This is a genomic window from Phenylobacterium composti DSM 19425 (assembly GCF_059568645.1).
Genome location: NZ_JCANTT010000003.1, coordinates 86,410 through 104,355, shown reverse-complemented (window position 1 = coordinate 104,355; position 17,946 = coordinate 86,410). Strand labels below are relative to the sequence as shown.

The window sequence follows — 17,946 nt, the reverse complement described above, 5'->3', positions numbered from 1 at the left end:
GGGGCGTGGGGACGGTTCCCTGCCGTGGCCGGCTATGGACGATCGCGGTGGACGGTGGGGCCAACGAACCGAACGGCGGCTCGGCGGTTATCCCCTGCGGCGGGCAGGGGGTGCGTCCCAAGGAGCCCGCGAGAGGGAAGCCGCCATGAGACAGCTCGCCAATTTCGCCATCACGGTCCGCGAGGAGGATTTCGTGCTGCATCTTCAGGACGCCGCGGGCGAGACCGTCGAGTTCTCGGCCACCCCCGACCAGCTCGACGCGGTGATCGACGCCCTGGACGAACTGCTCTCGGAAGATGACGCGTTTGATGACGAGGAGGACGAGGAGCCTCCGGTCACGCCCAACTGACGGCAGTAGAGTCCTGCTCCCGGCTCGCCCTTGCGCAAGCGGGCGGGCCGGTAGAACCTGCGGCATTGGGGGACAAGCGCATGGATCGCGGATCGAAGCCCGCCGTGCTGGTGACGGGCGGGGCCGGCTACATCGGCGCGCACACGGCCAAGGCGCTGAGCGAGCGCGGCCTCTTTCCGGTGGTGTTCGACAACCTGAGTTCCGGTTTCCGGGAGGCCGCGCGCTGGGGTGCGCTCGTCGAGGGCGACATCCGGGACGGACGGGCGGTCAGTGCGGCGCTTAGGGACTATGGCGCCAAGGCCGTGATCCACTTCGCCGGCCTCATCGAGGTGAGCCGCTCGGTGGCCCGGCCGGACCTGTTCTGGGAGATCAACGTCGGCGGGACCGTCAGCCTGCTGACCGCCATGCGTGACCAGGGCGTGGAGCGGATCGTCTTCTCGTCGAGCGCGGCGGTCTATGGCCAGGGCGGCCGAGGGGCCCTGGAGACGATCCCGGAGGATGCCGCCAAGGCGCCGGCCAGCCCCTATGGCGACACCAAGCTCGCCTGCGAGTGGATGATCGCGGCCCAGTGCAAGGCCTACGGCCTCACCGGCGTCGCGCTTCGCTATTTCAACGCCGCCGGCGCCGACCCGTCAGGCCAGATCGGCGAGGCGCATGAGCCCGAAACCCACCTGATCCCACTGGCCATCGCCGCGGCCCTGGGCGAGGGGCCGGCTCTGACGGTGTTCGGCGATGATTTCGACACCCCCGACGGCACCTGCCTGCGCGACTACATCCACGTAAACGACCTGGCGGCGGCCCACGTGGCGGCCCTGCAAGTCGATCTGCCGGCGGGCGCCTTCGAGGCGGTGAACATCGGGACCGGAAAAGGCCATTCGGTGCGAGAGGTGGTGGACGCCGTCGGCCGGGCGGTGGGGCGTCCGACGCCGCACAGCATCGGCGCGCGCCGCCCCGGCGACCCGCCCAGTCTCGTGGCCGACGCCCGCCGCGCCCGGACCCTGCTCGGATGGGAGCCCGCCTGCTCCGACCTCGACCGCATCGTGGCCGACGCCCTGCGCTGGGAGGCCCGGCCCGCCTATGGCGCAGGGCGCCGGTCAAGCGGGCGTTCACTGGGCGTCCAGGGCTGAACGGCGCCGCTGGCGCGCTCAGCGAGTGAGGGCGGGTGAGCTTTGACCCTTGGTTGCTTGCCAATGCTGCCGCTATCGACAAATCTCGCTCAACAGGGGGCGCAATGAGTCACGATCCCGAGCACGCTAGGCGGCTCGCGCAGAATCTCGTCGAGCTGCTTGCGCCATACGAGGAGGAGCTGATGGCGCTTGAGCGCGTCAGCCCGTCCGTGGGGGCGCTGCGACGCGCGGTCGGCATCGTGATCGCCGAGGCGTGTTACTGCATCTCGGACCAGGTCACGCCACAGGAAGACTGGGCCCCTCCGGCAGATGACGAAGCGAGCCGGGCGCGCTAGCGCACCGTCAGACTCAAGGAGGTTCCGGAAGGTTATGGCCAGCAAACCCGATGCGGTTGCCGATCCCGTCGACATTGCCGTGGGCGCGCGTATCCGGCTGCTTCGGAAGCTGAAGGGCCTTTCCCAGCAGTCGCTTGCCGAGGCGGCGGGCGTGACCTTCCAGCAAATCCAGAAGTACGAACGCGGCGCCAACCGCGTCAGCGCCTCCATGCTCGCCCGCATCGCCAAGACGCTGAACGTGCCGGTGTCGGAGATGTTCGGCGAGGCCTCGCCGACCTCCAGCGCCGTGGACGAGGTGGCCGCCCTGCTGTCCGAGCCGGGCGCCCTCGACCTGCTCAAGGCCTATGCTGATCTGCCGCGGGGGGTGTCCCGCTCGGCGCTGGTGGAATTCGTCCGCAGCCTTCGCAGCAATCAACCGGGCTGAGCCCGCTCCGGAGCTCCAACCATGTCGGTCATCCGTTCCGCCCTGCTCGCCGCCGGGGGCGCGCTGGCCCTCACCTTCGCCACGCCGGCCGCTTCGGCCCCGCCGACCGCGGCGGAGAAGGTGATCATCGCCACGGTCGACGCCGAGCAGGAGCGCCATGTGAAGCTGCTGGAAGACCTGGTTCGGGTGAACTCCGGCACCATGAACCTCAAGGGCGTGGAGCAGGTCGGCCGGATGATGGCGGCCGAGCTGGAGGCCCTGGGCTTTCAGGTGAAGTGGGTTCCCATGGGCCATGTGGGCCGGGCGGGGCACATCGTGGCGACCCACAAGGGCGACGGCCGGGGCAAGCGTCTGCTGCTCATCGGCCATCTGGACACCGTCTTCGAGCCCGATAATCCGTTCCAGGCCTGGACCCGCAAGGGCGACATCGCCGAAGGCCCCGGCGTCGGCGACGACAAGGGCGGCATGGTGGTGATCGTGGCGGCGCTGCGGGCCATGCAGGCCGCCGGGACCCTGAAGGGCGCCGACATCACCGTGGTCCTGACCGGCGATGAGGAGAAGCCCGGCGCGCCGATCGAGGCGGCCCGCGCCGATCTGATCGCCGCGGGCCGGGCCAGCGACGTGGCCCTGGAGTTCGAAGGCCTCTCGCGGATCGACGGCAAGGACATCGGGACCATCGCCCGCCGCTCGGCCGCCTCCTGGACCCTGAAGACCCGGGCGCCTTCGGGCCATTCGTCAGGGGTGTGCATGCCCGCCGTGGGCTGCGGGGCGATCTATGAGCTGACCCGCATCCTCGACGCCTTCCGTCGCGAGCTGCCGGAGAAGAACCTGACCTACAATGTGGGCATCGTGGTGGGCGGGGCCCAGGCTGGCCTGAACGAGGGGCTGACCAACGGCCAGGCGGCGGGCAAGTCGAACATCATCGCCGGCGAGGCCATGGCCCTTGGCGACATCCGCACCCTCACGCCGGAGCAGGACGCGCGGGTGAGGGCCAAGATGCAGGCCATCGTCGCCCAGCATCTCGACAAGGCCCAGGCCGAGCTGACGTTCCTGGACGGCGCCTATCCGCCTATGGCGCCGACGCCCGGCAACCAGGCGCTCCTGGACAAGCTGAACACCGTGAACGCCACCCTGGGCCTGCCGGCCATGCCCGCGGGCGATCCGGCCAGCCGCGGCGCGGCGGACAGCTCCTTCACCGCCTTCATCGACAGCCTGGCTGGCCTCGGTCCGGCGGGCCAGGGCTCGCACGCTGCTGGCGAGAGCGTCGATCTCGCCAGCATCCCGCTTCAGGCCAAGCGCGCGGCCCTGCTGATGACCCGCCTCAGCCGCGAGCCGCGGGGGAAGTAGCCGCTCAGGCCTCGACGCCCAGCGCCGCCAGGGCGCGAGCCTTGATCGCCTTGTAATCGACCTTGCCGTTGGGGGCGCGGCCGATGCTGTCCACCAGCACCAGTTCGCGCGGCGCCTTGTAGGCGGCGAGCTGGGCGCGGACGTGATCGGACAGCTCCGTCAGCCCCACGTCGGCGCCGCCTTCCGGCTCCACCACGGCGCAGATCCGTTCGCCGAAGCGGGCGTCGGGCACCCCGACGACCACCGCGTCGCGCACGGCCGGATGGGTCTTGAGAGCTTCCTCCACCTCCTCCGGAAACACCTTCTCGCCGCCGGTGTTGATGCACACCGAGCCCCGGCCCAGCAGCTTCAGCGAACCGTCGGCGGCCACCTCCGCCCAGTCGCCGGGCACGGACCAGCGCACGCCCTCCATCACCCGGAAGGTCTTCGCGGTCTTTTCCGGGTCCTTGTAGTAGCCCTGCGGCAGGAAGCCCGACACGGCCACCAGGCCGCGTTCGCCCGATCCCGGCTGCACGCGCCGGCCGTCCTCGGTGAAGACGGCGGCGTTGGGGCCCACGGTGAAGGCGGCGGTGGGCGCCTCCACGCCCGACATGGAGGCCGAAGCGCCCAAACCCACGGCCTCGGACGAGCCGAAGCTGTCGGCGATCATCGCTTGCGGCATGTGGCGCAGGAGGCCGCGCTTGTTCTCCTGGCTCCACATGGAGCCGGAGGAACTGATGGAGCGCACCGACGAGAGGTCCCAGCGGCCGGGATCGGCGTCCAGCGCCTCCAGCATGGGCGTCGAGAAGGCCAGACCGACGATCACGACATTGGTGGCCCGCAGGCGCTCGACCTCGTTCCAGAGCTCGATGGCGTCGAACTTGCGCGAGGGCAGGGCGCAGACTGTCCCGCCGATGTTGAGGGAGATGAAGGCCGAGAACTGGCCGGTGCCATGCATCAGCGGCGCGGCGGCGATGGTGGTCGGCCGCAGATGCTCCGGCCCCTGGATGCGTTCGATCAGCTCGGCGACCGACGTGGCCGGCGGGATGCCGAGGAGGGCGTTGCCGCCGGCGCCCAGCACATTGAAGAGGTCGTCCTGCCGCCACATGACACCCTTGGGCATGCCGGTGGTCCCGCCGGTGTAGAGCAGCAGCAGGTCGTCGGGCGACAGACCCCAGGGACCGCGAACGGGCCGGCTCGCGGGCGGCCGCGCAACGATGGTCTCGTAGTCTTCGGCCCAGTCCGGGGCTGCATGGCCGGGCTCGGCCACGGCGATCCAGGCCTTCACCTTGCTCAGCCGGCCGCGGATCGGCTCCAGGGTCTCGGCGAAATGGGCATGGAAGACAACAGCTTCGGCGTCGGCATTGTCAAAGAGATAGAAGAGTTCTTCCGGCCCATACCGGTAGTTGGTGTTCACCGGGGCCATGCCGCCCTTGAAGGCGGCGAAATAGGTCTCGAGGTATTCCGGGCAGTTGAAGACATAGGCGGCGACCTTGGCCTGGTGGCCGAGGCCGCGGCGCAGCAGGTGGGCGGCCAGCGCGTCCGCCCGGGCGTCGAAGTCGCGCCAGGAGACGGTCCGGTCGGCCTGTATCAGCGCCGGACGGTCGGGTTGGGCCTGCGCGATGGCTTCCCAGATCGGCGCCAGGGTCCACTCGGACATCCGCTTCCCTCCCGTACTGTCTTTGTCTTTTGGAGGAAGTTGGGGGCATCCCCCTGGGTCAAGTCAATGCGCAGGCCTGTGCGCGCCGAGGGGAAGGTGATTCAGCTCGGCCGCCGCGCCGCCTTCGCGGAGGGGCGGCTGACCGACGCCCAGGGGCGGCTTTATGCGACCGCGACCTCGACCTTGCTGGTGTTTGATCGCTAGGGCGACCTCCCGGGCGAAGTGCGGGGCAAGATGCAGGAATTCTGCGGGGCAGCGCAGACTTTCGAGATAATCCTAGCGAGTTGATGGGAATATGGTGTGCTCGCCGGAAGCGAGGAGCGCGCCATGCCGGAAGCCCGGATCGAGATCGAGGCCGAGGACGGCTGCATCGACGCCCTGGCGGCCTGGCCGGACGGCGAGGCACGCCGGCCCCCGGTGATCGTACTCGCCGCCCGCACGGGTCTGGCCCAGGCCGAGCGGATCGCCCGCCGCCTGTCGGCGCGGGGGTATTTCACCCTGGTCCCGGACTGGGCTGCGCGCCCGGCGGACGAACGCCGGGCCGACGTGGAATCCTGGCTGGACTGGCTCGCCGACGAGCGGCGGGTGGAGGACGCCCGGGTGGGAATCGCCGGTTGGGGCGCGGGCGCCGATCTGGCGCTGAAGGCTGCGGCCTGGCGGTCTGAGCGGATCGCGGCGGCGGCGGCCTTCCACGGCCGTGGCTTCGGCTCCGAGGCGGCGGTGGAACTGGCCCAGCGGATCAACGCCCTGGTTCACCTCGGCTATCGCGCGGGCCGCTCGCCCGGCCGGGGCATGGCGACGCTTGAGGCGGCGTTCTGCGCCGCGGGGGTGGACTTCGAGATGGAGGCCTATGCCGCCGGCGAAGACGACCGGGAGCGCGTCCGTCTGCTGGAACTGTTCGACCGCGTCCTGGCGCCGGCCCGGAGCGTCCCCGGCCCGGCCCCTGCCGCCTGCCTGCACTGACGCAGGGCGCAGGGGGAACAGCCGGGGCCTCCAAGTGTTGGTGTGGCGTGACAACACCGGAACAACTCTGGGAGCGCGACATGGCCGTTCGGCCTTACAGCGACATGGACAATACGGCCTATGGCCGTGAGGAGGCCGCGCCGACCACATCCGGCGGCGTCGGCGCGAAGATTTTCCTTTGGACTGCCTGGGCCCTGGCGGCCGCCTTCTGGGCGTTCAGCCTAACCACCGGGGTTGGCATCCTTCGGGCGATGGGCGGCGCATCTGCCAGCGGCGACGTGGGCGTCAGCGGCGGCGGCTGGGCGGTGATGAACATCGTCGCCCCGGTGATCCTGGGCATGGCCATCGCCTACGGCGCGTACCGCTACCTGACCCGTGACAGGAGCAAGGACGCCCTTACCGAGGCGGCCACCCGCGCCGAGTACGACATGATCGAGGCCGCGGGCGGCGATGAGGCTATCGACCGCTCGCCTGACGCGCGAGATCCCATGGATCGCGATGCGGCCCGGGCTGTGCGCGGCGACCGGTTCGATCCATCCACCGGCGCCATGCGCCCCTAGGGGCCGCATGAGAAGGCCGCGTGCGCTTCCCTGTGGCGCGCGGCCGTCGTCGCGCTAGGATAGCTTCAAGCGACTCACCCCGGACGCGCATTTCGCGCCGGCTAGTCGTGGTCACTCTAGCTGGGGGAGCCCATGGCCACTGGAAAGAACACCAACGCGCTGCAGAAACCGCTGACGCCTTCGTCGGAACTGGCGGCTGTGGTCGGCTCGGGGCAACTGTCCCGCGGCGAAACCGTTTCGAAGATCTGGGATTACATCAAGAAGAACAATCTTCAGAATCCCGAAAACAAGCGCGAAATCCTTGCTGACGCCAAGCTGAAGCCGATCTTCGACGGCAAGGACAAGGTCTCGATGTTCGAGATGAACAAGCATCTGGCGAAGCACCTGAAGTAGGACTTCCGCAAGGCTGCGGCGCGGGCGCTGCGGCCTGCCAGACTTGAGTTCGGAAACCCCGCGGGCGGCTCGCCTAGCGGGGTTTCTTCGTCTCAGGGGCCGCTCGCGCCGCCTTCACTTTTCGGGAAGGCGGACTAGATAGCGTCAAACACTCCGGGGGGCCGCCGCGGCAATGCATCACGGCCGCGCCGGAAGCTCGAAAGTGTATAGCCTGTCCCGTCTCCCAGTCCGTCGCACAGGGAAGCCCTCGTGAAGTCGCCGAACAGAGCCATCATCCTGAGCGCGGGCCAGGGCAAGCGCCTGCTGCCGCTTACCGAGTCGCGCCCCAAGTGCCTGGTTGAACTGTCGGGCCGGACGCTGCTGGCCTGGCAGCTGATGCGCCTGGAGGCCGCCGGCGTCGACGAGGCCGTGATCGTCACCGGCTTCCGGGCCGACGCGGTGCAGACCGAGATCGAACGGCTGCGGCCCAGGATGCGGGTGCGGCTGGCGTTCAACCCCTTCTATTCGGTGGCCGACAATCTGGCCTCTGTGTGGATCGTGCGCGAGGAGTTCGACCGCGACATCCTGCTGCTGAACGGCGACACCCTGCCGGGGCCGGGCATCGTCGAGCGCCTGATGGCGGCCGAACCGGCCGAGATCACGGTAACGGTCGACCGGAAGGCCGGCTACGACGCCGACGACATGAAGGTGCTGACGGACCACGGCCGCCTGCTGGCCATCGGCAAGACCATCGAGGCCTATGACGCCGAGTCCATCGGCTTCCTGCGCTTCTCGCCCGCTGGCGCGGCCCGGTTCCGGGCGGCGGTGGAACAAGCCCTGCAGCGGCCCGAGGGGCTGAAGCGCTGGTACCTCAGCGCCATCGACGAACTGGCGCGCTCGGGCGCGGATGTTCGGGTCCAGTCCATCGAGGGGCTGGAGTGGGGCGAGATGGACTTCCCCGCCGACGTGGAGAACCTCACGCGCCTTTCGGCCGGGTGGGCCAAGGACCTGGCGAACGCCTGAGGCGCGGGCTCAGGCGCCGGTGAGCCGCCGAACCAGGTCGAGGTCGGCAGGCTTGTCCACATCGACGGCGGCCAGGCCGTAGGGCGTGGCCACGATCCGGGCCTCGACCCCGGCCAGCCGGCCCAGGCGTTCGGCGGCGCCGGCGAGGCTCAGGCGGCCCGTCAGATATTTCAGCAACATGCCCAGCCCGAGGATGCGCGCCATCCGCCAGGGGCGCTTGCGCTCGGCTTCCAAGCGTCGCCAGAAGGCCACCGCGCGCAGGGCGTCCTCGTTCGCCAGCCAGAACAGGTTGCAGCCCGACCAGTGGCCGTCGGCCAGGCGAAGGTAGGTGCGCTGGGCGCCCGGCGCGGCGGCCTCCACCGCTGCGCGCGGCGCGACCATGGCGGCGACCTCGGTCCCTGCGGGGACGTCTGCGAGGAAGCGCTCGACCCATTCCGGCTGCAGCAGGGCGTGATCGGCGGTGGTCACCAGCAGCGGAAGGCCGAGGGCCGCAGCGCCGTCCAGGACGCTCTGGCTCGGGCCCGAGGCCGAGGGCAGCACTTCCAGCCCGAGCTCGCGGGCGAGAGCTTCCACGGCGGGATGGTTGCAGGACACGGCGATGCGCCGGGCGCCGGCGGCGCGCAGGGCCCCGGCGACCCGGGCGAGGAGGGGGCGGCCCTCCAGTTCGATCAGGGCCTTGTGGGCGACACCGGCGTAGTCGGCCACCGCATCGGGGCCGCCGCGCGAGCCGGCCAGAACGAGGGCGGAAAAGTTCACAGCGCCTTCTCGTAGAGCCGATAGGTCTTGTAGATGCGCGCCCCGCCGGCCTCGCAGATCCGCCGCATGGGGAGGTTGTCTTCCAGGATCCATGACAGCTCGTAGCGCCGGTAGCCCAGCTTGCGGGCGGCCTGGACGACTGCGTCGATCAGCTGGAAGGGCAGCAACTGTCCCCGGTGGGTCGAGGCGAACTTGCGCTTGACGCCCATGAGCGGCACGCGGCCGGATTTCACCCGGGCGACCTTCAGCCGCCACAGCAGCTTGGCCCAGCCGAACGGCAGCAGGCGGCCCTTGAGGTCGGCGATGGCCTCGTTGACGTTCGGCAGCAGCACCATAAAGCCGGCGGGCTCGCCGTCGATCTCGGCGAACCAGGTAAGCCGCGGGTCGATCACCATCCTCAGTGCGGTGGCCAGCTGCTGCGTCTCCGCCTCGGTCGTGGGCGTGAAGCCCCAGTTGCCGGACCAGGCGTCGTTGAGGATGCCGGTCAGCGTCCGGACCTCCTCGTTGAACCGCCTCATGTCCACCGTGCGCAGCACCACCCCGTCGGGCGGCGCCTTGCGGACCCGGCGCAGGATGGGGGCGGGCAGGTCATCGTCGACACTACATTCGTAGGCGTAGAGGTCCTTGGCCTTGACGTAGCCTTGGCCCTCGATCCGGCCCCCCACATAGATCGGGTCGTGTCCCATCAGCACCATGGGCGGGGTGTCGTGCCCCTCCACGAGCAGGCCGACCTCTTCATTGGTGGAGAGGTTGATGGGGCCCAGGGCCCTGCGGCAGCCGCGCTCGCGCAGCCAGGCTTCGGCTGCGGCGAACAGGGCGGCGAAGACCTCGGGGTCGTCCTCGGCGGCGACTAGGCCGAAGTTGCCGTAGCCCTCGGCGGTCTGAGGGTTCAGCCGGTCGATCTGGGCGGAGATGCGGCCGACGTCGCGGCCGTTCCTCACCGCCAGCCAGAACTGCACCTCGGCATGGGCGAAGAAGGGGTTGGTCTTGGCCTGCAGCGCCTCTCGCCGCTCGAGCAGCAGCGGGGGGATATAGTTGGGATCGTTCGCCTGCAGGCGCATGGGCAGGCGGATGAAGCGTTCAAGCTCCGCCGGGGTGGTCACCGGCACGAGCCGCAAGGCCGAGGCGGCGGCGTCCGCCGCGGGGCTGTCGTAGGCCATCAGCCCTCCAGATAGAGCAGGGCGGTTATGCCGAGGGCCGAGAATATGGCCGGCGCGGCCCAGGCGGCCAGGAACGCCGGCGCAGCACCGCTTTCGCCCAGCGCCGTGAAGGCGCCGTCGAAGACAAGGAACAGGAGCCCGGCGGCCATGCACTGGACCATCAGGGTCGAGGCGCCGCCTCGGAAGTTGGCCAGCGCCGCCGGGGCGGCCAGCAGCAGCATCACCACGCAGGCGAAGGGCGCAGCCCAGGCCCGCTGGACCTGGGTGTCGTAGAAGCTGGTGGAGCGGATGGAGACTCCGCCCTGCAGCGCCCGCCGGGCCTCGGCGGCCGAGATGGTGGTCGCCCCCGTGCGCAGGGTCTGGATGTCCGCCGGGCGGATGTTCTGGGTCCAGGTCATGGTCTGGGCGGCGCCGGAGGTGACGTCGTCCTCGCCCACGGCCTCGAAGCGCGGGGAGACGAGCCGCCAGACCCCGGCGTCATAGACGGCGGCCTCGGCGGTGGTGCGCTGGACGAGGCGGCCGGCGGGATCGCGGCGGTAGATGGTCAGATCGTCGAGGCGGCGGGCGTCTTCGGACGGGCGTCCGACCACGATCTCCTGGCCCACCCGGAAGGTCAGGGCGTCGGCCGGCTTGGCGACCTCCTCCTTCGGGGCTGTGGCCTGCCACCAGTCGGTGAGGGTCGCGTCGGCGCTGGGGGCGATGACCATGCCGATCAGGAGCTGGGCGACCGCCAGCAGGGCGGCGGCGGGCAGGGTCAGGGCGGTGATGCGATAGGCCGAGATGCCGGTGGAGCGCATGGCGGTCACGGCGCTCTCGCCGGCCAGCTTGGCGAAGGCGAAGAGGGAGCCGGCCAGTACAGCCAGAGGCGCGGCCTGCTCGATGAGACGCGGCAGGCGCAGCAGGCTGTAGTAGAAGACCCCACCCGCTCCGAGGCCGCGATCAAGGATCTCGGTGGTGATGTCCAGCAGGTCCAGGATCTGCAGGATGCCCACCAGCACCGCGAGGGCCGCGAGAATCCGCCCGGCGGTCAGCAGGAACAGGTAGCGGGCCAGCCTCATGCGCTCGCCCGCTCAGGTTTCAGGCGAGCGCGGATGCGCACGACGATGCTGGAGATGTGTTCCATCAGCCGGCCGATGGGCGTCTCGCCCGGCCGCTTGCGGCTGGTGAAGAAGACGCTGAAACAGATCGCCGCAAAGACCACGAAGGGCAGGCCGACGGCGACCTCGGGGGACGCCCGCCCGGTCTCGGCGAAGCCCTGTCCCAGCTGGATCAGGTGGTGGAAGGCCAGTAGCAGAAGCCCGCCGACGATGACGCCGGGCGCCCGGCCGCTGCGCTTGGCCGAGAGGCCCAGGGGCACGGCGAGCAGGGGCAGTAGCGGCAGGGCGAAGGCCCGGGCCAGGCGCCCGTACAGCTCGGCCAGCAGGGTCTCGCGCGGGATCACCGAGTGCGGGTCCTTGGCCTTGGCCGCCAGTTCGAAGAGGTTGAGCTCGCGCTCGTCGCCGCCGCGGGCCCGCAGGAGGCGCGCCGGGCCGCTGAGCGGCAGCTGCATGGTGAAGTCCTCGAAGCTCAGCAGCTCGGGCTCGCCCCGGCTGTTGAAGCGCAGCTGCTGGCCGTTCTTGAGCACCAAAGTGACGTTCTGGCCGTCGGCCGTCCGTCGCAGCTCGGCCATGCCGGCGGTGGTGATCTCCTCGCGGCCCCGGTCGTCGATGCGGCGGATGAACACCCGGCTGAGGCGCTGGCCGGCGGCGTCTGCCTCGTCGGTGGTCATGGTCAGCTGGTCGTTAGGTTCGATGATGGTGCCTTGGGGTACGACTCCGCTCCAGCCGGCGTTCTGGGCCGCGTGCAGGACCGCCCGGTAGGCGTAGCGGCTGTAGGGTTGCAGAACCCCGAAGACGATGAGCGTCAGGAAGCTGAGCACCCCGGCGAGAGCGAGATAGGGCGCCGCCAGACGCGTCAGCGACACCCCGGCCGCGAGCAGGGCGTCCACCTCGGAGGCCTGGTTCATCCGGTTCACCACCACCACCAGGGCGATGAAGAAAGCCGCCGGCAGGGTCAGGCCCATGTAGTGCGGGACAAGGTTGACCGCGAGCTGGGCGACGAAGGTGAAGCGCTCGCTCGACGCCGACAGCATGTCGAGCAGACGCAGGATGCGCTCGAGCAGCAGCGCCACCAGGGTCACGCCCGTGGCCCCGATCATCGGCCAGAAGGCCGTCCGCAGGAGGTAGCGATCGATGAGCTTCACGGGACGCCTGCCGGGGGCCTAGGCGGGCCAGCGTGCGGCGAAGTCGGCGGCCAGCGCCGCCGCCTCGTCGTCGTCCAGGGCGACGTGCGACCTGAGCTGCGGCTGGCCCGGCCAGCCGGCGTCGGGGAAGCTCTTCCCGTTGTAGTCACGGGTCCCCTCGTAGCGCGGCAGGACGTGGAAGTGCACGTCCTTATCGACCATCATCAGCATCAGGTAGTTGATCTTGGCGTAGTCCACCGCGCCCCGGAGCAGGCGCTCGATGCCGTCCACCGCCGTCTTCAGGTCGGCGAAGGCGGCCGGTGAAATGTCGGAGAAGGCCTGGGCCTCTTCCTTGCAGACCAGGACCAGTGAGCCGAACGTCGGCTGCTGCGGGCGGACGAGGACCATCCAGCGATCGGTCTCGGCGACCAGGGTGCGCGGATAGCCGAACTTGCGGGCCGTGGGGTTGGTCACGAGCTTCCCATGACTTTGACGGGGTGGGCGGCGCGGCCGCGGCCGCGGGCGGGGATCATAGGGACGGCGCCCCCGCCATGAAAGGCCGAACGGCGGGTGTGCGGCCGGTGTCTCAGGCGGCGAGGGAGAATGCGCCCAGCGCCGTCACCGCCGCGCCGTCCTGCACGCCGCGCGCCTCGATCCGAACCCTGAAGCCGCCGGCGAATCCGTCCGCGCCGGGCGCGATCTCGATGAGATTCCAGCGGGCGGGCGGATCGTGGAAGCCTGGCGGCGTGGAGGCGGACGGAACGCCGAGGGTCGGGATGGGGCCGGCCGGCCCGGCGATGCGGTTCATCAGCGCCTCGTGGGCGTGCCCGTGCAGGACCAGCTCGGCCCCGCGGGCGGCCAGCAGTTCGCGCAGGGCTGCGGCGTCAGTGAGCGACTTGCGCTTGGAGACGGCTCCGGCGGCGACCGGATGGTGGACCAGGAGCACGCGGAACAGGCGTTGCTCGCCGGTCTCCACAAGAAGCCTGGCCAGGTGCTCCAGCTGTGCGGCGCCTAGGGCGCCGGTGGCGAGGTGCGGGCCGGTGGGCATGGCCGAACAGGCGTTGATGATCGCCACGGGGCCGCGGACCCGCAGATGCGGGAAGTCGCCGTCCGGATCATCCCCCAGCCAGCGGCGCCAGGGGCCAAAGTTGGTCGGCGCGCCGCGGGCCACCAGGGCGTCGTGGTTGCCGGGGCTGACGGTGATGTCGCGGGGCTCGCCCAAGCCCTCCAGCCAGCGCGCCGCGGCGTCGAACTCCTCCGGCGTCGAGAAGTTGGTCAGATCGCCCGTCACGGCGATGTGGTCCGGCCGCGCGGCGAGCATATCGGCGGCGATGGCTTGCAGGATCGCCGGGTTGTGGCGATGACGCTTGCGTCTCCAGGCAAAGCGGCTGAGCACGCGCTTGCTGAGCCCGCCGCCGCGCAGGGCCGAAGCCGGCGGCGTCAGGTGCGGGTCCGACAGGTGGGCGAGGCGGAAGGTGGACAATTCAGGGCTGCGTTCTATCCAGGGGGCGCACCCGCTGGGTATCAGTTTCCGGTGATTTGCGTGAGGGGCGCGAGCGAACTTTGACGACCGAGGGCAAGACGGCGCCGGCGGGACTGATCCTGGGCGCGGGCGATGTGCGCTTGTGGGGCATGACGGCGCGCGAGCGCCTGACCCGCCAGTATTTGCGCGCGGGCGTGACCCCCGCTGAGGTGGCGGAGGCCGGCCGGGGCGCGATCATCACCCTCGGTGACTGGGTCTATGACGAGGCCCTGGTGGCGACCCTGGCCAGGCGCCCGGGATCGGTGCTGGTGACCGACGATGGCCGGGCCGTAGCCGCCCATGTGGCTGGGGAAGACGCCGGCGCCGCCTCGCAGGCCCTGCTGGCCGGCAAGGCCCCGGTGGGCCTCGCCGTGCTGTCCCCCGCCGAGCTCGCCTACAACGAGGCTCTCCGCAAGCGCGAGGCGCCGGTGCTGGAGCGCCTGACGCGGGAGAACGTGCGGGCCATCGAGGCGCGCACCTTCGCGGGCTCGTACAAGGGCGTCACCGACATCGTCACCAAATACGCCTGGCCCCTGCCGGCGCGGATCGTCACCCGCTGGTGCGCCGAGGCGAAGATCACCCCGAACATGGTGACCTTCGCGGGCTTCCTGTTGGTCTTGCTGGCCTTCTGGCTGTTCTGGATCGGCGAGTTCGGCTGGGGCCTGCTGGCCGGCTGGATCATGACCTTCCTGGACACGGTAGACGGCAAGCTCGCCCGCACCACCATGACCTCATCCAAGTGGGGCAATGTCTTCGACCACGGCATCGACCTTATCCACCCGCCCTTCTGGTGGTGGGCTTGGTACGTGGGCTGCTTCAAGGTGGGCCTGCCGCCGCCGCATCCCGAACTGACCCTGGCCGTGATCCTCGCCGGCTATGTGCTGCAGCGGGGGGAGGAGGGGGTCTTCCTGCGCCTGTTCGGCTTCCACGTGCACAGCTGGCGCCCGTTCGACAGCTTCTTCCGCCTGATCACGGCCCGGCGGAACCCGAACCTCATCGTCCTGACCCTCGCCTGGCTGGCGGGCCAGCCCGGCTGGGGCCTGTATCTGGTGGGCATCTGGACGGCGATCTGCCTGATCGTCCACCTCGTTCAGGTGGTCCAGGCCATGGCCACTCCCAAGGGCCAGGTCGTCTCCTGGCTGTCGCGGTGATCCGCGCCGGCGTCATCCGCAACCTGAAGAGCCACCGCAACCAGGCGGGGGCGCGGGCCGACGCGCCGCCCGGGGTGCTGGAGGCCGTCCCCGAGAAACCTGACGACCTGTACGAGGCCCTGGCCTGGTTCGCCGCCTCCGGGGTGGACCTGGTGGTGATCGACGGCGGCGACGGGACCGTCCGCGATGTGCTGACCCGCGCCGGCAAGGCCTATGGCGACCGGCTGCCCACCTTTGGCGTGATCCCCAACGGCAAGACCAACGCCCTGGCCCTTGATCTCGGCGTGCCGTTGGGGACGCCGGTGCGCGCCTTCCTGGCCGCGGCCAGGGATCCGGCCAAGCGCAAGACTCGGGCCTGCCTCGAAGTGGTGCGCCCCGGCCAGACCGTGGCCGAGCACCGCGGCTTCCTCTTCGGCATGGGGGCCTTCGTCCGCGGGACCGAGCTTGCGCAGAAGACCCACGGCCTCGGCTTCTTCGACAACGCCGCCATCGTCATGACCATCCTGGGCGCGGCGGCGCGCACCTTCGCGGGCGGGGCGGCCGATCCGTGGCGGCGCGGGGAAGCTGCGACCCTGGCCCTGGGCGATGGCGCGTCCGAGGCGAGGGACTGGTTCCTGATCCTGGCCTCCACCCTCAAGCGGTTCCCCCTCGGACTGAAGCCGTTCGGCCCGCCTCACGAGGGACTTAAGATCCTGACGGCCGCCGCGCCGCCGCGGCGCCTCCCCCGGGCCGTCCCCGCCGTACTGGCGGGCTCGCAGGCGCCCTGGCTGGAGGCGGCGGGCTACCGCCGCCGCGACGTCGCCGAGATGCGCCTGTCCTTCGACGGCAGCTTCACTCTCGATGGGGAGATCTACCCCGGCGGCGACCTTGTCGTCCGGCAGGGCCCTGACCTGGAGTTCGTGGTCACGTGAGCGCGGCGCTTGAGGCCCTGCTGGCCCGCGAGCTCAGGCGGCCCCTGCCGGAGGCGGTGACGGCCTTCGCGGCCCGCCTGGCCGATCCGGCCCGGGACGTGGCGGTGCTCTACTACGGCTCGACTCTGCGGACGGGTGACCTGTCGGGGCTGCTGGACTTCTATGTCCTCACCCGCCGGCCGCACCGGACGGGGCTCCACGGCCTCGTGGAACGGGTGCTGTGGCCCGAGGTCAGCTACCACGAGTTCGAGGGGCTGAAGGCCAAGGTCGCCACCCTGCCGCTGGATGTCTTCCGCCGGGCGGCCGAAGGCCGGACGCTCGACACCACCATCTGGACCCGCTTCGTGCAGCCGGCGGCCATCGCCTGGCAGGCGGGGGATGCGGCCCAGGTGACGGCCGCTGTGGCGGCGGCGGTGCGGACCGCCTCGCGCTACGCCGCGGCCCTGGGACCCGACGAAGGCCCGGCGACGGCCTACTGGACGGCCCTGTTCCGCCGCACCTACGCCGCCGAGTTTCGGGTCGAGAGCCCGGATCGGGCGGACACGGTCCTGGGTTCGAATGCGGACCGCTTCGCCGAAATCCTGCCGCTTGCATGGGCGGCGGCGGGCGTGGCGTTCACCGAGAAGGACGGGGGTTATCAGCCGCGCAAGACCGGGCTGCCCGGCTGGAGCCTGCGTTCGGCCATGGGCAAGCCGCTCAATCTCGCGAGGCTGGCCAAGGCGGCCTTCACCTTCGAAGGGGCGGCCCGCTACGCCGCCTACAAGATCGAGAAGCACACGGGCGTGGCGCTGGAGGTCACGCCTTTCCGCGAGCGCCACCCGATCCTGGCGGCGCCCGGCGTCCTGTGGACTTTGCGGAAGGCCCGGAAGCGCTAGGCGGTGGCGCGGCGGCGGTTCGGCAGCAGGCCGAATTCCTGGCCCAGTTGCTCGAACACCGACAGCACCGCGTCGATCTGCTCAGGCGTGTGGGCCGCGCTGACGCTCGAGCGCAGCAGCGACTTGTTGTCGGGCGTCGCCGGCGGGATGGCCAGGTTCAGGTACACCCCGTTCTGCAGCAGGGCGTTCCACATGCTGACGGCGGTGGCCTGGTCGGGCATCTCCACGGCGGTGATGGGGCTGGCGTGCGGCCCCACCGAATAGCCCATGTTGCGCAGGCCCTCGTAGAGCCGGTCGGCGTTGGTGGACAGGCGGGTGCGCAGGGAGGCGTCCTCTTCCAGCCGCTTCAGCGCCGCCAGGGTGGAGGCGATGACCGCCGGCGGCAGCGAGGCGGTGAACATGTAGGGCCGGCTGACGATGCGCAGCAGGTCGAAGTTCTCCTCGTCCGAGACGAGGAAGCCGCCCACCGAACCCAGGCTCTTGGAGAAGGTGCCGACGATGAAGTCCACGCCGTCCTCGACGCCCGCCTCTTCCGCCAGACCGCGGCCGTTCTCGCCCAGCACGCCCATGGAGTGGGCCTCGTCCACCAGCAGGTAGCCGCCCATCTGGCGCTTGACGTCGACGAACTCCTTGAGCGGCGCCACGTCGCCGATCATGGAGTAGATGCCTTCCACCACGATCAGGCGGCCGCCGGGGGCGTCGCCCAGGCGCCGCAGGCGCTTGTAGAGGTCTTCGGGATCGTTGTGCCGGAAGCGGATGACCTCGGCGCCCGAGAGCTTGGCCGCGTCATAGATCGAGGCGTGGCTGTCGGCGTCGAGGATCAGGTGGTCGCCGCGGCCGACCAGGCCCGAGATCGAGCCCAGGTTCGCCTGATAGCCGGTGGTGAACACCATGGCGTGCTTGCGGCCATAGAAGCCGGCCAGGGCGTGTTCCAGGGCGGTGTGGCCGAGGAAGGTGCCGTTGGCGAACCGCGAGCCGGTGGTGCCGGTGCCCCACTGGCGCACAGCCTCGGCGGAGGCCTCGATGCACTCCGGATCGAAGGTCAGGCCCAGATAGTTGTTCGTGCCGAGCAGAATGACCGGCCGGCCGTTCAGCACGCCCTCGGTGGGCGAGGTCACGGCTTCGAATCGGACGTTGGAGGGGTCGGCGCCGACCGCGCGGATGGCGTCCAGCGGGGCGCGATAGCCCAGATGCTTGTCGAGCAGCCCCAT

At 70.5% G+C, this 17,946-nt stretch carries 21 protein-coding genes; 13 read left to right on the top strand and 8 right to left on the bottom strand.

Features of this window, described 5'->3' with window-relative positions; genetic code table 11:
• Positions 1-145 precede the first annotated feature (145 nt).
• From BO64_RS01725 to BO64_RS01705, 5 genes are all read left to right on the top strand, one after another.
• Positions 146-349 (top strand): hypothetical protein, encoded by a 204-nt coding sequence (locus BO64_RS01725; protein ID WP_496401545.1) that lies wholly within the window; start codon positions 146-148, stop codon positions 347-349.
• 80 nt (positions 350-429) lie between these two features.
• Positions 430-1,476, top strand: a complete 1,047-nt coding sequence (gene galE, locus BO64_RS01720) for a UDP-glucose 4-epimerase GalE (protein ID WP_496401544.1) — start codon at positions 430-432, stop codon at positions 1,474-1,476.
• A gap of 104 nt (positions 1,477-1,580) precedes the next feature.
• Complete coding sequence (locus BO64_RS01715; RefSeq protein ID WP_496401543.1) at positions 1,581-1,811, top strand: hypothetical protein; 231 nt, start codon at positions 1,581-1,583, stop codon at positions 1,809-1,811.
• A gap of 34 nt (positions 1,812-1,845) precedes the next feature.
• Positions 1,846-2,235 carry a helix-turn-helix domain-containing protein gene (locus BO64_RS01710; protein ID WP_496401542.1) on the top strand — a complete coding sequence of 130 codons (390 nt, stop codon included), beginning with the start codon at positions 1,846-1,848 and terminating at the stop codon, positions 2,233-2,235.
• A 21-nt stretch (positions 2,236-2,256) separates the two neighbouring features.
• Positions 2,257-3,582 (top strand): M20/M25/M40 family metallo-hydrolase, encoded by a 1,326-nt coding sequence (locus tag BO64_RS01705; protein ID WP_496401541.1) that lies wholly within the window; start codon positions 2,257-2,259, stop codon positions 3,580-3,582.
• A gap of 4 nt (positions 3,583-3,586) precedes the next feature.
• Here BO64_RS01705 and BO64_RS01700 read toward each other — a convergent pair whose 3' ends face one another.
• A complete protein-coding gene (locus BO64_RS01700) occupies positions 3,587-5,221 on the bottom strand; it encodes an AMP-binding protein (protein ID WP_496401540.1) in 1,635 nt (544 codons plus the stop codon).
• Positions 5,222-5,287: 66 nt separating this feature from the next.
• Between BO64_RS01700 and BO64_RS01695 the strand changes: the two genes are divergently transcribed.
• From BO64_RS01695 to BO64_RS01675, 5 genes are all read left to right on the top strand, one after another.
• On the top strand, positions 5,288-5,425 hold the full coding sequence (locus tag BO64_RS01695; RefSeq protein WP_496401539.1) for a PaaI family thioesterase: 138 nt from the start codon (positions 5,288-5,290) through the stop codon (positions 5,423-5,425).
• 123 nt (positions 5,426-5,548) lie between these two features.
• Entirely contained in the window at positions 5,549-6,184 is a 636-nt protein-coding gene (locus BO64_RS01690) for a dienelactone hydrolase family protein (RefSeq protein WP_496401538.1), read from the top strand.
• A gap of 80 nt (positions 6,185-6,264) precedes the next feature.
• Positions 6,265-6,744 (top strand): hypothetical protein, encoded by a 480-nt coding sequence (locus BO64_RS01685; RefSeq protein WP_496401537.1) that lies wholly within the window; start codon positions 6,265-6,267, stop codon positions 6,742-6,744.
• A gap of 132 nt (positions 6,745-6,876) precedes the next feature.
• On the top strand, positions 6,877-7,137 hold the full coding sequence (locus tag BO64_RS01680) for an SWIB/MDM2 domain-containing protein (RefSeq protein WP_496401536.1): 261 nt from the start codon (positions 6,877-6,879) through the stop codon (positions 7,135-7,137).
• 249 nt (positions 7,138-7,386) lie between these two features.
• Positions 7,387-8,139, top strand: a complete 753-nt coding sequence (locus BO64_RS01675; RefSeq protein ID WP_496401535.1) for a phosphocholine cytidylyltransferase family protein — start codon at positions 7,387-7,389, stop codon at positions 8,137-8,139.
• Between the two features lie 9 nt (positions 8,140-8,148).
• Here the strand turns inward: BO64_RS01675 and BO64_RS01670 are convergent, their stop codons facing one another.
• From BO64_RS01670 to BO64_RS01645, 6 genes are all read right to left on the bottom strand, one after another.
• The gene (locus BO64_RS01670) at positions 8,149-8,895 is read right to left on the bottom strand and encodes a nucleotidyltransferase family protein (protein ID WP_496401534.1); all 747 of its coding nucleotides are present in this window, start codon (positions 8,893-8,895) and stop codon (positions 8,149-8,151) included.
• On the bottom strand, positions 8,892-10,055 hold the full coding sequence (locus BO64_RS01665; RefSeq protein WP_496401533.1) for a GNAT family N-acetyltransferase: 1,164 nt from the start codon (positions 10,053-10,055) through the stop codon (positions 8,892-8,894). The genes BO64_RS01670 and BO64_RS01665 overlap by 4 nt, the downstream gene beginning before the upstream one ends.
• Positions 10,055-11,113 (bottom strand): LptF/LptG family permease, encoded by a 1,059-nt coding sequence (locus tag BO64_RS01660; RefSeq protein ID WP_496401532.1) that lies wholly within the window; start codon positions 11,111-11,113, stop codon positions 10,055-10,057. The genes BO64_RS01665 and BO64_RS01660 overlap by 1 nt, the downstream gene beginning before the upstream one ends.
• Positions 11,110-12,297, bottom strand: a complete 1,188-nt coding sequence (locus tag BO64_RS01655; protein WP_496401531.1) for an LptF/LptG family permease — start codon at positions 12,295-12,297, stop codon at positions 11,110-11,112. Before BO64_RS01655 ends, BO64_RS01660 begins: the two co-directional genes overlap by 4 nt.
• 18 nt (positions 12,298-12,315) lie before the next feature.
• Positions 12,316-12,750, bottom strand: coding sequence for an HIT family protein (locus tag BO64_RS01650; RefSeq protein ID WP_496401530.1), 435 nt, complete (start codon positions 12,748-12,750; stop codon positions 12,316-12,318).
• A gap of 112 nt (positions 12,751-12,862) precedes the next feature.
• Complete coding sequence (locus BO64_RS01645) at positions 12,863-13,759, bottom strand: metallophosphoesterase family protein (RefSeq protein WP_496401529.1); 897 nt, start codon at positions 13,757-13,759, stop codon at positions 12,863-12,865.
• Positions 13,760-13,839: 80 nt separating this feature from the next.
• Between BO64_RS01645 and BO64_RS01640 the strand changes: the two genes are divergently transcribed.
• The 3 genes from BO64_RS01640 to BO64_RS01630 are packed head-to-tail and all read left to right on the top strand — an operon-like array spanning position 13,840 to position 16,735.
• Positions 13,840-14,949 (top strand): CDP-alcohol phosphatidyltransferase family protein, encoded by a 1,110-nt coding sequence (locus tag BO64_RS01640; RefSeq protein ID WP_496401528.1) that lies wholly within the window; start codon positions 13,840-13,842, stop codon positions 14,947-14,949.
• Entirely contained in the window at positions 14,946-15,860 is a 915-nt protein-coding gene (locus tag BO64_RS01635; RefSeq protein ID WP_496401527.1) for a diacylglycerol/lipid kinase family protein, read from the top strand. The genes BO64_RS01640 and BO64_RS01635 overlap by 4 nt, the downstream gene beginning before the upstream one ends.
• A complete protein-coding gene (locus tag BO64_RS01630) occupies positions 15,857-16,735 on the top strand; it encodes a hypothetical protein (RefSeq protein ID WP_496401526.1) in 879 nt (292 codons plus the stop codon). Before BO64_RS01635 ends, BO64_RS01630 begins: the two co-directional genes overlap by 4 nt.
• Here BO64_RS01630 and spt read toward each other — a convergent pair.
• The gene (spt, locus tag BO64_RS01625) at positions 16,732-17,946 is read right to left on the bottom strand and encodes a serine palmitoyltransferase (protein ID WP_496401525.1); all 1,215 of its coding nucleotides are present in this window, start codon (positions 17,944-17,946) and stop codon (positions 16,732-16,734) included. The two genes, BO64_RS01630 and spt, sit on opposite strands and share 4 nt — an antisense overlap.

Coding starts and splice junctions, on each gene's coding strand:
- BO64_RS01725 (WP_496401545.1), top strand. CDS start 146: ATGAGACAGCTCGCCAATTTCGCCATCACGGTCCGCGAGGAGGATTTC.
- galE (WP_496401544.1), top strand. CDS start 430: ATGGATCGCGGATCGAAGCCCGCCGTGCTGGTGACGGGCGGGGCCGGC.
- BO64_RS01715 (WP_496401543.1), top strand. CDS start 1,581: ATGAGTCACGATCCCGAGCACGCTAGGCGGCTCGCGCAGAATCTCGTC.
- BO64_RS01710 (WP_496401542.1), top strand. CDS start 1,846: ATGGCCAGCAAACCCGATGCGGTTGCCGATCCCGTCGACATTGCCGTG.
- BO64_RS01705 (WP_496401541.1), top strand. CDS start 2,257: ATGTCGGTCATCCGTTCCGCCCTGCTCGCCGCCGGGGGCGCGCTGGCC.
- BO64_RS01700 (WP_496401540.1), bottom strand. CDS start 5,221: ATGTCCGAGTGGACCCTGGCGCCGATCTGGGAAGCCATCGCGCAGGCC.
- BO64_RS01695 (WP_496401539.1), top strand. CDS start 5,288: ATGCGCAGGCCTGTGCGCGCCGAGGGGAAGGTGATTCAGCTCGGCCGC.
- BO64_RS01690 (WP_496401538.1), top strand. CDS start 5,549: ATGCCGGAAGCCCGGATCGAGATCGAGGCCGAGGACGGCTGCATCGAC.
- BO64_RS01685 (WP_496401537.1), top strand. CDS start 6,265: ATGGCCGTTCGGCCTTACAGCGACATGGACAATACGGCCTATGGCCGT.
- BO64_RS01680 (WP_496401536.1), top strand. CDS start 6,877: ATGGCCACTGGAAAGAACACCAACGCGCTGCAGAAACCGCTGACGCCT.
- BO64_RS01665 (WP_496401533.1), bottom strand. CDS start 10,055: ATGGCCTACGACAGCCCCGCGGCGGACGCCGCCGCCTCGGCCTTGCGG.
- BO64_RS01660 (WP_496401532.1), bottom strand. CDS start 11,113: ATGAGGCTGGCCCGCTACCTGTTCCTGCTGACCGCCGGGCGGATTCTC.
- spt (WP_496401525.1), bottom strand. CDS start 17,946: ATGGGGCTGCTCGACAAGCATCTGGGCTATCGCGCCCCGCTGGACGCC.